12 protein-coding genes and 2 pseudogenes are annotated in these 10,614 nt (G+C 71.6%); 5 read left to right on the forward strand and 9 right to left on the reverse strand.

The features are described from left to right. Window positions 1-29 precede the first annotated feature (29 nt). Complete coding sequence (locus VN520_RS12985; protein ID WP_325747047.1) at window positions 30-1,037, reverse strand: hypothetical protein; 1,008 nt, start codon at window positions 1,035-1,037, stop codon at window positions 30-32. A 142-nt stretch (window positions 1,038-1,179) separates the two neighbouring features. Here VN520_RS12985 and VN520_RS12990 point away from each other — a divergent pair, with 142 nt between their 5' ends. Beyond that, entirely contained in the window at window positions 1,180-1,896 is a 717-nt protein-coding gene (locus VN520_RS12990) for a PhzF family phenazine biosynthesis protein (RefSeq protein WP_325747048.1), read from the forward strand. Here the strand turns inward: VN520_RS12990 and VN520_RS12995 are convergent, their stop codons facing one another. Continuing rightward, complete coding sequence (locus VN520_RS12995; RefSeq protein WP_325747049.1) at window positions 1,897-2,562, reverse strand: biliverdin-producing heme oxygenase; 666 nt, start codon at window positions 2,560-2,562, stop codon at window positions 1,897-1,899. Window positions 2,563-2,718: 156 nt separating this feature from the next. Continuing rightward, window positions 2,719-3,576 carry a type I methionyl aminopeptidase gene (gene map, locus VN520_RS13000; RefSeq protein WP_325747050.1) on the reverse strand — a complete coding sequence of 286 codons (858 nt, stop codon included), beginning with the start codon at window positions 3,574-3,576 and terminating at the stop codon, window positions 2,719-2,721. 58 nt (window positions 3,577-3,634) lie between these two features. Here map and VN520_RS13005 point away from each other — a divergent pair, with 58 nt between their 5' ends. Next, entirely contained in the window at window positions 3,635-3,859 is a 225-nt protein-coding gene (locus VN520_RS13005; RefSeq protein WP_325747051.1) for a hypothetical protein, read from the forward strand. On the opposite strand, the gene VN520_RS13010 is transcribed toward VN520_RS13005, so the two are convergent. Beyond that, window positions 3,856-5,136 carry an MFS transporter gene (locus VN520_RS13010; RefSeq protein ID WP_325747052.1) on the reverse strand — a complete coding sequence of 427 codons (1,281 nt, stop codon included), beginning with the start codon at window positions 5,134-5,136 and terminating at the stop codon, window positions 3,856-3,858. The two genes, VN520_RS13005 and VN520_RS13010, sit on opposite strands and share 4 nt — an antisense overlap. A 67-nt stretch (window positions 5,137-5,203) precedes the next feature. Next, the gene (locus VN520_RS13015) at window positions 5,204-5,803 is read right to left on the reverse strand and encodes a hypothetical protein (RefSeq protein ID WP_325747053.1); all 600 of its coding nucleotides are present in this window, start codon (window positions 5,801-5,803) and stop codon (window positions 5,204-5,206) included. A 178-nt stretch (window positions 5,804-5,981) separates the two neighbouring features. Between VN520_RS13015 and npdG the strand changes: the two genes are divergently transcribed. Together npdG and VN520_RS13025 are read left to right on the forward strand one after the other, a co-directional pair. Beyond that, complete coding sequence (gene npdG, locus VN520_RS13020) at window positions 5,982-6,692, forward strand: NADPH-dependent F420 reductase (RefSeq protein WP_325747054.1); 711 nt, start codon at window positions 5,982-5,984, stop codon at window positions 6,690-6,692. A gap of 80 nt (window positions 6,693-6,772) precedes the next feature. After that, window positions 6,773-6,973 carry a hypothetical protein gene (locus tag VN520_RS13025; RefSeq protein ID WP_325747055.1) on the forward strand — a complete coding sequence of 67 codons (201 nt, stop codon included), beginning with the start codon at window positions 6,773-6,775 and terminating at the stop codon, window positions 6,971-6,973. A gap of 45 nt (window positions 6,974-7,018) precedes the next feature. Here the strand turns inward: VN520_RS13025 and VN520_RS13030 are convergent, their stop codons facing one another. Both VN520_RS13030 and VN520_RS13035 read right to left on the reverse strand, forming a co-directional pair. After that, window positions 7,019-7,855, reverse strand: coding sequence for a class I SAM-dependent methyltransferase (locus VN520_RS13030; protein ID WP_325747056.1), 837 nt, complete (start codon window positions 7,853-7,855; stop codon window positions 7,019-7,021). A 62-nt stretch (window positions 7,856-7,917) separates the two neighbouring features. Then, the gene (locus VN520_RS13035) at window positions 7,918-8,730 is read right to left on the reverse strand and encodes a site-2 protease family protein (RefSeq protein WP_325747057.1); all 813 of its coding nucleotides are present in this window, start codon (window positions 8,728-8,730) and stop codon (window positions 7,918-7,920) included. A 123-nt stretch (window positions 8,731-8,853) separates the two neighbouring features. Between VN520_RS13035 and VN520_RS13040 the strand changes: the two are divergent. Next, window positions 8,854-9,030 (forward strand): annotated as a pseudogene (locus tag VN520_RS13040) (AfsR/SARP family transcriptional regulator); the annotation flags it as partial. 40 nt (window positions 9,031-9,070) lie between these two features. Here the strand turns inward: VN520_RS13040 and VN520_RS13045 are convergent. Together VN520_RS13045 and panB are read right to left on the reverse strand one after the other, a co-directional pair. Next, a pseudogene (locus tag VN520_RS13045) lies at window positions 9,071-9,469 on the reverse strand (ATP-binding cassette domain-containing protein); the annotation flags it as partial. 111 nt (window positions 9,470-9,580) lie between these two features. Beyond that, a complete protein-coding gene (panB, locus tag VN520_RS13050) occupies window positions 9,581-10,468 on the reverse strand; it encodes a 3-methyl-2-oxobutanoate hydroxymethyltransferase (RefSeq protein WP_325747059.1) in 888 nt (295 codons plus the stop codon). Window positions 10,469-10,614 lie beyond the last annotated feature (146 nt).

Consider the following 10,614-nt stretch of genomic DNA (forward strand, 5'->3'; position numbering starts at 1 on the left):
CCGCGCCGGGCCCTGCCCGTCCGCGGCGGTCAGGAGCCCTGCGCCGCGACCAGGCCGGGCAGCCGGTTCAGCACGCGCACCTTGCCGTCCGTGCCCGCCGTGTCCCCCGCGCCCTTCCCGGGCACGTGGACCAGCTGGCTCGACACCCGCTCCTTGGTGAGGGTGCTCTTCACCTCGCCGGTCAGCAGCGCCTGCACGTCCTCGGTGACCGTCGGCCGCAGTCCCTGAGCCGCCGTCTGCCGCTCGAAGTGCTTGCTGCTGAAGAAGACCAGGGCCCCGCCGTCCTGTGTCGCCAGACCCAGCGGCGCGAACGTCCCGGAATCCAGCGCCTGGTCGACGTACTGATAGGAGAAGCCCGCCCTGCGGGTGTTCTTCCGCGCCTCCCGCCAGCCCGAGGTCATCGACCCGGGAGCGAACACATCCGGTGTACCGTCCCTGAGGTAGTCGGTGTACGTGGTGCTCAGGTCCGCCGTCGGGGTGGCCAGCGCGGCGTCCGCGTCCGCCGAGGGCACGGGCTGAGCCCAGCCGTCGGCGTCCTTGCGGAACTCCGGGATCTCGGACGTGGCGACGGCCGCCAGGTAGGCGGCCTTCCACGACGCGTCGGGCCCGGTACGGACGAACGCCAGCAGCCAGCGGGTGTCCTGCTTCCCGCCGTCCTGGTCGCGGTTGGAGTCGGTGTCCGCGACGAACCAGCGCGGCCAGCCCGCCTTCTCGGGTATGACGTACGAGGCGTCGGTCAGCTCCAGCGGCTGGTGCTGCGCGTTGCCCTCCGGGTGGTTCTTCCGCCGCGCGGTCAGCCCGGCCTGGTTGATCGCACCGAGCGAACCGGTAACCCGGTCCGCGTCGAGCGCCGGATCGTACGCCTTGTCCGCCTTGTTGTACGCGACGGTGAAGTCCTCCAGGGCCTTCGCGGCCTCGGACCTCGTCGCTCCCGGCACGACTTCCAGTTCACCGTGCACCGTCACGCAGCCGCTCGCCGTCACGACCAGTACCGTCGCCGTCGCGAGCCCCGCCGCCAGTCGACCCAGCCTTCTCATCCGTTGCCTTCTGCGCCTTCTGATCCGTCGTCCGCACTGACCGCCTGAACCCTACCGGGGACGGGAACCGCACGAGTGCGGGGAGGAGATCCGGGGCCCGGCCGTGCCCCCGGAAGGCACCGCGCGGTGCTTGAATGCGCGTGTGAACGACTTCGAGGTACCCGAAGGCATCGACGTCCTGCGTGTGTTCTGCGCCCCGGACGGCCGCCACGGCAATCCGCTGGGCGTCGTGCGCGACGGGCGCAGGTATCCCGGCAACGAGTCCCGGCAGGCCCTCGCACGGAAGCTCGGCTTCAGCGAGACGGTGTTCGTCGACGATCCCGAGCGGGGCACCGTCGACATCCGTACCCCCGAGCTGCGACTGCCCTTCGCCGGGCATCCGCTCGTCGGTGCGGCCTGGCTGCTCGACCTGGAGGTCCTGGAGCTGCCCGTGGGGGATGTGACGGCCCGCCAGGACGGTGAGTTCACCTGGATCGCGGCCCGCCCGGAATGGGCGCCGCCGAGCAAACTGGAGCGCTACGCGTCGGCTGCGGAGGTCGAGGAGCTGACGGGCCCGCCGCCGGGCGAGGGCCGGCTCTACGTCTGGGCCTGGGAGGACGAGGCCGCCGGCCGCGTACGGGCGCGGGCCTTCCCCCGTCGCCACGACGAGCGTGGCGACGGCCGCTCCGGTGGAGCCGGGGCTCGCACCGGAGGCATCGAGGAGGACGAGGCGACGGGCGCGGCGGCCATGCTGCTGAGCGCCGAACTCGGCCGGGCCCTCAACATCACACAAGGACGCGGCTCCCAGATCCTCACCGCGCCCGCGCCGGACGGCACGATGGAGATCGGGGGCCGCGTCGCCCTGGTGTCCGCGTCCTGATCACGCGCTGAGCGGGAAGACCTCGCCCAGCTCACGGAAGACGGCGGTGTTCAGCGCGAAGGCGCGCTTGCACTCCTCGACGATGCGCTGCTTCTCCAGGTCGTCCGCGTCCACCGCGTCCAGCAGCTCCCGGTACTCCCGCTTGAAGGCCGCCGGGTTGGGGATCTGCTCGAACACGTAGAAGCGGACCCCGTCGCCCTTGCGCTCGAAGCCCCAGGTCTTCTCCGCCGTACCGCGGATGATCTGGCCGCCCGAGAGGTCGCCGAGGTAACGGGTGTAATGGTGCGCTATGTATCCGGCGGGCCACTCGCGGGCGCACCGGGCGACCCGCGCGGCGTACGCGGCGGTGGCGGGCAGGGGCTCCAGCCCCTCGCGCCATCCCTCGCCCCGCAGGTGGGTGAGGTCGCGCTCCAGTTCCGCCGTGCGCATCAGCTCCGGCTGGACGAAGGGCCCGGCGAGCGGGTCCTCACGCAGGGCCTGCGCGCCGTCCTCCAGTGCCCGGTAGACGAACCACAGCTGCTCGGTGTAGCGCGTGTACGCGTCCACACCGAGCCGCCCGCCGAGCATGTCGCTCATGAAGGTCGAGGACTCGGCCTCCGTGTGCTGCTCGTGCGAAGCGGTGCGGATGAGGGTCGAGAAGGGCGTGGTGGTGGCGGTCGGGTCCAAGGCGGTCCTCCGGGGGGCCGAGGGGACAGGAAGTCCGGACGGAAGCGTACATACCGGCAGCAGCCGTGCACGCCGCCGCGCACCGATACGATGATCCTCCTACTTAGGTTTACCTAAGTCAACAGGTTCCCGACCGCCTGTCGGTAAAACGATCCGTCACGGAAGCGTCAGGATGTCCGCCCCGGTCTCCGTCACCACCAGTGTGTGCTCGAACTGCGCGGTCCGCTTCCGGTCCTTCGTCACGACGGTCCAGCCGTCGTCCCACATGTCGTAGTCATGGGTCCCGAGCGTCAGCATCGGCTCGATGGTGAAGGTCATCCCGGGCTGCATCACGGTCGTCGCGTGCGGGCTGTCGTAGTGCGGGATGATCAGGCCGGAGTGGAACGAGCTGTTGATCCCGTGCCCGGTGAAGTCCCGCACCACCCCGTAGCCGAACCGCTTCGCGTACGACTCGATGACGCGCCCGATCACATTGATCTGCCTTCCGGGCCGCACGGCCTTGATCGCGCGGTTCAGTGACTCCCGGGTGCGCTCCACGAGGAGCCGCGACTCCTCGTCGACGTCGCCGCACAGGTAGGTGGCGTTGTTGTCGCCGTGCACCCCGTCGATGTACGCGGTGACATCGAGGTTCACGATGTCGCCGTCCCGCAGGACGGTGGAGTCGGGGATCCCGTGGCAGATGACCTCGTTGAGCGAGGTGCAGAGCGACTTCGGGAAGCCGCGGTAGCCGAGGGTCGACGGATAGGCCCCGTGGTCCACCATGAACTCGTGGGCGACCCGGTCGAGTTCGTCGGTGGTGACCCCCGGGGCGATGTGCTTGGCGGCTTCCTCCATCGCCCGGGCCGCGATGCGGCCCGCGATCCGCATGCGCTCCACGGTGTCGGAGTCCTGGACCTCCGGCCCGGTGTACGGCGTGGGGGCGGGCTTCCCCACGTACTCGGGGCGCCGGATTTTTCCGGGAACGGAACGGATGGGAGTGATCTCCCCTGGTACGAGAAGCGACTGGCCAGACATGCCAGCGAGTCTAACCAGCGTGCCCGGGGCACCATGGCAACGAGGAAAGGATCCCGCAATGGCCCTGTTCAAGAAGCGCACGGTGGGCAAACCGGGCGAGTGGTACTACTGCCTGGAGCACAAGAAGGTCGAGGAGGGCCCCGAATGCCCGGGGAAGGACCGGTTCGGCCCGTACGCCACCCCGGGGGAGGCGCAGCACGCGATGGACACGGCGCGTGAGCGGAACCTCGAATGGGAGAACGACCCGAAGTGGCACGACCGCTCGGACCGGTCGGCGGACTAGACCCGGGGAGCCTCTTCCGGGCCGACGCCCGTGGCACGCCGCCGTGCGGCGTCCTCGTCCGTCCCGGAGTCGTACGTGAGGAGCTTCGGCAGCGCCGCAGCCAGCAGCGCGACCGAAGCGACGCACGCCACCCCGCCGGTCCAGATCGCGGTCCGGGTCCCGGTCCAGCCCGCCATCGCGCCCGCTCTGACCTGACCGAGCTGGGGGCCGACGCTGTACGAGAGGACCTCGATCCCTGCCAGCCTGCCCCGCAGCTCGTCGGGGACCGTCTGGTTCCAGATCGTGGAGCGCCCGAGTCCGCTCAGCATGTCGCCCGCGCCGGCGACCCCCAGGCAGCAGAGCACCAGCCAGACGTTCCCGAACCATCCGGCCGCCGCGACGGCCAGGCCCCACACCGCCGCACCGCCCACGACGAACAGTCCGTGCCGGCGCACCCGTGAGGTCCAGCCGCTGGTCAGCCCGAGCACCAGCGAGCCCACCGACCCCGCCGCGTACATCAGGCCCAGCGACCACTCCGCGTCCAGTTCGTCCGCCAGGAACGGGAAGATCGTGTTCGGGAAGGCGAAGAGCATCGCCGCCAGGTCGATCGCGTACGTCCCCAGCAGGACGGGCCGGCTCCAGGCATGGCGCGCGCCTTCGGCGATCCCGCGCAGGGACGGCTTCTCGGCGTCATGGGCGGGCGGCGCCGGTGAAAGCCTCAGACACAACAGCACCGAAACGCCGAAGGTGACGACGGTGACGCCGTAGGCGGTGGCATGACCCGCGTAGGCCACCACGACGCCCGCCAGGGAAGGGCCCGCGATCGCACCGGCCTGCCAGCGCAGCGAGTTCAGTGCGGCGGCCGCCGTCTGCTGGCCGTGCGGCACGATCCGGGCCATCAGCGAGTCCAGCGCGGGCCGCTGGAGCCCGGCCAGCGCGGAGACCCCGCCGGCCACGAGGTACAGCGGCCAGAGCGCGGGCTCGGGTGCGAGGGCGTTCACCAGCAGCACGACGGCCAGCAGGCCGAGCCCGGCCTCCGTACCCAGGATGACCCTGCGCCGGTCGGCCGAGTCGGCCAGCGCACCTCCGTACAGTCCGAAGACCACCAGGGGCACGAGCTCCACCGCTCCCATGGCCCCGACCGCGAGCGGCGACCCGGTGAGGTCCTTGATCTGCAGCGGAAGCGCGATCAGAGCCATGAAGCTGCCGAAGTAGGTGATCAGCCCCTGGACCCACAGCAGCCGGAAGTCGGCGGAGGAACGCCAGGGCGTGAGATCGGGCAGCAGACGAGAGGTCACGGGGGGTCATGCTCTGCGGCCTCCGGCCCTCCCGCAACTGATTTCCCCCACGGCCGGAGCAGCACCGTCACCAGCGGTCCGGCGGCGGGGCGGTCAGCCGGTCGGCCAGGCGGGAGAGGCGGTCGCGGAAGGGGCGGCGGCCCCCGGGGGGCGGGGCGCCGTTCTCCCCGGCCGCAGCACTGACCAGGTGCTGGACCGTGTCCAGGTCGACCTCGTCGTCGGAGACCGTGAGCGCCTCGTGGGCGAGGCCCCGTACCTCCGGATCACCGCCGTCCAGCGTCAGCACGGTCGCTCCCGAGCGGCGTGCGCCGTGCACGCGCTCCAGCAGACCGCCGTCCGCCCGCCCGGGGGCCACCACGAGCAGCGTCTCGCCGCGCCCGGCCGCCTCGATCCGGCCCAGACCGACGGCCAGGTGCACCGGGTCGTCCGGCTCCACCCGGTGGCGCACGAGCGTGGGCCGCAGCTGCGGCAGGCCCGACCACATGGACTCGTCCACCAGGTGCGCGGCCATGTGCCACGGCTCGTAGACCTCGGTCCCCACCAGCAGCAGCCCGCCGCCCTGCGGGACGACCGACGACCGCAGGGTCCGGGCGAACCCCCGGGCCGCCGCGGGCCACTCCGTCCCGGCGAGCACGTCACGCAGCAGGGCGACACGTACGGCATCCATGGCCCGGCATCATGCCTCCGCCCCGGTCCGTGCGGCTGCCCGATCGCCGCGATCCACCCGAACGGGAGCCTTTCCGCCCGTCGCCCGTGACGCACGTCGCAGACGTCGCCCGTGACGCACGTCGCAGACCGGACGAAGCGCGGGCCCGCCCTCTCCACCTGACAGTAGGGTCGGCGCCATGACTACGAACGACAGTGCAAGCGCCTCCAAGCCCCCCGCCAAGGACCCCTGGGACCTCCCCGACGTGTCCGGCCTGACCGTGGGCGTACTCGGCGGGACCGGCCCCCAGGGCCGCGGCCTCGCCTACCGTTTCGCCCGCGCCGGACAGAAGGTCGTCATCGGCTCCCGGGCCGCCGACCGCGCCGAGGCCGCCGCCGCGGAGCTGGGCCACGGTGTCGAGGGCGCGGACAACGCGGAGTGCGCGCGCCGCAGCGACGTCGTGATCGTCGCCGTGCCGTGGGACGGCCACGCGAAGACGCTGGAGTCCCTGCGTGAGGAACTGGCCGGAAAGCTCGTCGTCGACTGCGTCAACCCGCTCGGCTTCGACAAGAAGGGTGCCTACGCCCTGAAGCCCGAGGAGGGCAGCGCCGCGGAGCAGGCCGCTGCCCTGCTGCCCGGCTCCCGGGTCACCGCCGCCTTCCACCACCTCTCGGCGGTGCTCCTCCAGGACGAGACGATCGAGGAGATCGACACCGACGTGCTGGTGCTGGGCGAGGTTCGCGCCGACACCGACACCGTGCAGGCGCTGGCGAGCCGCATCCCCGGTATGCGCGGCGTCTTCGCCGGCCGGCTGCGCAACGCGCACCAGGTCGAGTCGCTGGTGGCGAACCTGATCTCCGTCAACCGCCGCTACAAGGCACACGCGGGGCTGCGCACCACCGACGTGTGAGCCCGCGCCCGGAGCCGAATCGGGCATGAGGGACACTGGAGGGGACCGCGCACCACCCCCGGACAGGAGCACCAGCCCTCATGCCCCGCCTCGCTCTCTACACCAGCATCGTCTGCGCCCTCGCCGTCGTCGCGGCCGTGGTGTCCTTCGTCCAGGGCAGCATCCTGCTGGGTGTCGTCTGGGTGCTGCTGGCCGGCCTCTCCTCGAACATGGCGTGGTTCTACGTGCGCAGGCACAGGGCGGAGACGGAAGCCGCCGCCGAACAGACGGTGTCCGCCTGACCAGCGCTGACGCGGACGCAGCCGCACTCCACGGTGACGAGGGCGTCAACGCCTCGATGACACCCCCAGCTCGACGAGGTACCGCTTGGTCACCCGGCCGCCGTACTTCCCGTCGATCAGGTCCGCGAGGCACCGCAGCAGTCCGCTCCTGGCGGCTTCCGGGAGGGCCCGGTGGCCGGAGTAGGTCCGCAACAGGTCCAGATAGTCCGACGTGGCGTAGGTGAGGTCCTGCTCGTAGCGGCGGAAGACCGTGGGGCCGAACCGGCCGCTGAGCGCCACTTCCCCCGCGTGGTCCGAGCCGTCGACGTCGGCGGCCGCAGGAGGCCTCAGGCCGGGCGGCGTCCGCGGGTCGAAGCGCTCGTAGCAGCGCTGAGCCTCGACGAAGAACTCCTCGCTGCCGCCCCGCACATGCTGGCTGCGCACCACGGCGAGCGCCCCGCCCGGACGCAGCGCGTCGGCGGCCCTGGCCATCCGGACGGCCGGGTCGATCCAGTGGAACGCCGTCGCCGAGACGACCGCGTCGAACGGGTCCTGCGGCAGCGGCCAGCTCTCGAACCGTGCCGTCACCACCTCCACCGCCGCTCCCGCCAGGTTGCGGCGGGCGACCGCGGCCATCCGCGGTCCCGCCTCGACGGCGGTGATCAGACAGCCCCGCCGGGCCAGAGGCACCGTCGCCTGGCCGGTCCCGCAGCCCACCTCCAGCACGCGGCTGCCGGGGCGGGCCCCCGCAAGCTCCGCGAGATCGTCGTACAGCCGGGGCGGATACCCGGGCCTGGCCCGGTCGTACAGCTCCGCGTCCTCGTCGAAGAGCCGGCTCAGGTGCGCCCGCCGGGACTCCTCGGGCCTGTCGTCGCGTGGTGCCTGCGTGGTGTGGTCGGGCATGGGGAGCAGGCTAAGGGCTGTCCGACGTTCCGGTACGGCGGTGTCCGCGGGGATCACCCGGATCAGCGGAGCATCGCGCAGCCCTGGTCCTGGTCGCCGAACCACTCCTGCCAGAAGCGGTAGGTGTCGAGTCCGCAGTACGTCTCGACCTCGCTGACGCCCAGGCCCCGCAGGGCCGCGTCCACCGCGTCGAAGAAGATCCCGTTGACCTCGGGGATCCACAGGAGCGCGAAGACCGCGATGAGACCGAAGGGCGCGAACGGCTCCACCTGGCGCCGGACCTTGTACGGGAGCCACGGCTCGATCACGCCGTAACCGTCCAGACCCGGGACCGGCAGGAAGTTCAGGATCGCCGCCGTCACCTGGAGCAGCGCCAGGAACGCCAGCGCGAGCCGGAAGGGCAGCGGAACGCCGTCCAGGGCGCCCAGCCAGAACGGCGCCGTGCAGACGACGGCGAACAGCACGTTCGTCAGGGGGCCGGCCGCCGAGATCAGGCTGTGCTTCCAGCGCCCGCTGATGCGGCCCCGCTCGATGTAGACCGCCCCGCCCGGCAGACCGATGCCACCCATGATCACGAACAGCACGGGCAGCACGATGCTCAGCAGGGCATGGGTGTACTTGAGCGGGTTGAGCGTCAGATACCCCTTCGCCCCGATCGAGATGTCGCCGCTGTGCAGCGCGGTGCGCGCGTGCGCGTACTCATGGAGGCAGAGCGAGACGATCCAGGCCGCGGTGACGAAGAGGAAGACGGCGAAACCGGTCTGCTCGGCGAAGCCCGTCCACACCGCCCAGCCCGAGACGGCCATGACGGCGACGATCCCGAGGAAGATCGGACTGACCCGCCGGTCGCTGGGACGGCGGAACGCGGTGGTCATCGGCGGTACTCCTGAGGACTGGACGACGGCTGGAGCCCCTGACGGTACGGGTGGCACGCCGGGAACGTCTCATGGGCGGGTGGTAGTTCCTCGGCGCGCAGGGCCGTCACGGACAATGGGCGCGTGCACTACGGCATCCTCGGTACCACCCGCGCCCACCGCGCCGACGGCACGTCCGTCGCCCTGGGCGGGGCGCGGCTGCGTGCCCTGCTCACCGTCCTCGCCCTGCGCCCGGGGCGTACGGTCCCGGCCGGGGTGCTCGTGGACGAGGTCTGGGACGGTGACCCGCCCGCCGAATCAGGAGCGCGTCGAACATCGACTCCGGATCCTTCTTGATCTGGAGCAGATCGCGCCGTACCAGCGCCCCGATGTGACGCAGGTCGAGCAGCCGCCCGATCATGTAGAGGTTCTCCCAGCCGGACAGCTTCTCGTCCACCGAGGCGTACTGCCCGGTCAGGCCTATGGTGCGGCGCAGCTGCCGGGGCTGCTTCACCACGTCGTAACCCGCCACGACCGCGTGTCCGGCGTCGGGCAGGACCAGGGTGGACAGGCAGCGTACGAGGGTGGTCCTGCCGGCGCCGCTGGGACCGGGCACGCCGAGGACGGTGCCCTCGCGCACATCGAGGTCCACACCGTCGAGCGCCTTGGTCGTGCCGTAGTGCTGCTTGACCAGCCCCCGCACCTCGACGGCCTTCCCGCCGCTCCTGAGGTTCTTGTCGTTTCGCGTCATGGACACCATCGGACCAGCCGCCACCGACACGCCACCGACAGCGGGCCGACAAGCAGGCGACAGCCCGCCGATGGGGGAAGTCGGCGGGCTGTCGGTGGTGCGGCAGTGGTCAGCGGGGCGTCAGTGGAACGTGTGCTCCGCCGCCGGGAACGTGCCGCCGACGACCTCTTCGGCGTACTCCCTGGCGGCGTCGGTGAGCACCTGACGCAGGTTCGCGTACTGCTTGGTGAAGCGCGGCACCTTGCCGCCGGTCAGTCCGACCATGTCGGTGTAGACCAGCACCTGTGCGTCCGTGTCGGGTCCGGCGCCGATGCCGACGGTCGGGATGTGCAGGGAGCGGGTCACCTCGGCGGCCAGCTCGGCTGGCACGAGCTCCAGCACCACGGCGAACGCACCCGCGTCCTGTACCGCCTTCGCGTCGCGCAGCAGCTGCTGCGCGGCCTCCTCGCCGCGGCCCTGGACCCGGTAGCCCATCGCGTTGACGGACTGCGGGGTCAGGCCGATGTGGCCCATGACCGGGATCCCGGCCTCGACCAGGAGCCGGATCTGCTCGTGGGAGCGCTCGCCGCCCTCCAGCTTGACCGCGCCGACACCGGCGTCCTTGATCAGCCGGGTGGCGCTGCGCAGGGCCTGGACCGGGCCCTCCTGGTACGAGCCGAAGGGCAGGTCGGCGACGATCAGGGCGCGCTCGGTGCCCCGTACGACGGCGGCCGACAGGATGACCATCTCGTCCATGGTGACGGGCACCGTGGTCTCGTAACCGAGGTGGCAGTTGCCCATGGAGTCGCCGACGAGCATGACCGGGATCCCGGCCTCATCGAAGACGGACGCGGTCATCGCGTCGTAGGCGGTGAGCATGGGCCACTTCTCGCCGCGCTCACCGGCGGCGGCGATGTCGTGGACGGTGATGCGGCGCGTGCCCTTCCCCCCGTACAGCGCCTTGCCGGCACCGGGAGCGGGACCCGCGGGGGGCGTGGCGGACTGGTTCTGCGCAGCCTGAAGCGACATGGCCAACGGCTCCTTCGTCATCTCGAGGCACCCTGACGGCGTCCCCGGATCCCTTCCATGGTGGCATCCCGCGACCGCTCCCGGGAAGTGGGCCCACCGCGTCCGGTGCGGGGGAGCTCCGCACGGCCTCGACGCGGAGCCCGGCG

It is taken from the genome of Streptomyces sp., assembly GCF_035563135.1.
In the GTDB taxonomy this organism is placed as follows: Bacteria; Actinomycetota; Actinomycetes; order Streptomycetales; family Streptomycetaceae; genus Streptomyces.

Bases quoted from the DNA above. Each gene is read 5' to 3' on its own strand.
- npdG (WP_325747054.1), top strand. From the start codon at position 5,982: ATGACTACGAACGACAGTGCAAGCGCCTCCAAGCCCCCCGCCAAGGAC.
- VN520_RS13005 (WP_325747051.1), top strand. From the start codon at position 3,635: ATGGCCCTGTTCAAGAAGCGCACGGTGGGCAAACCGGGCGAGTGGTAC.
- VN520_RS12985 (WP_325747047.1), bottom strand. From the start codon at position 1,037: ATGAGAAGGCTGGGTCGACTGGCGGCGGGGCTCGCGACGGCGACGGTA.
- VN520_RS13030 (WP_325747056.1), bottom strand. From the start codon at position 7,855: ATGCCCGACCACACCACGCAGGCACCACGCGACGACAGGCCCGAGGAG.
- panB (WP_325747059.1), bottom strand. From the start codon at position 10,468: ATGTCGCTTCAGGCTGCGCAGAACCAGTCCGCCACGCCCCCCGCGGGT.
- VN520_RS13035 (WP_325747057.1), bottom strand. From the start codon at position 8,730: ATGACCACCGCGTTCCGCCGTCCCAGCGACCGGCGGGTCAGTCCGATC.
- VN520_RS13025 (WP_325747055.1), top strand. From the start codon at position 6,773: ATGCCCCGCCTCGCTCTCTACACCAGCATCGTCTGCGCCCTCGCCGTC.
- map (WP_325747050.1), bottom strand. From the start codon at position 3,576: ATGTCTGGCCAGTCGCTTCTCGTACCAGGGGAGATCACTCCCATCCGT.
- VN520_RS13015 (WP_325747053.1), bottom strand. From the start codon at position 5,803: ATGGATGCCGTACGTGTCGCCCTGCTGCGTGACGTGCTCGCCGGGACG.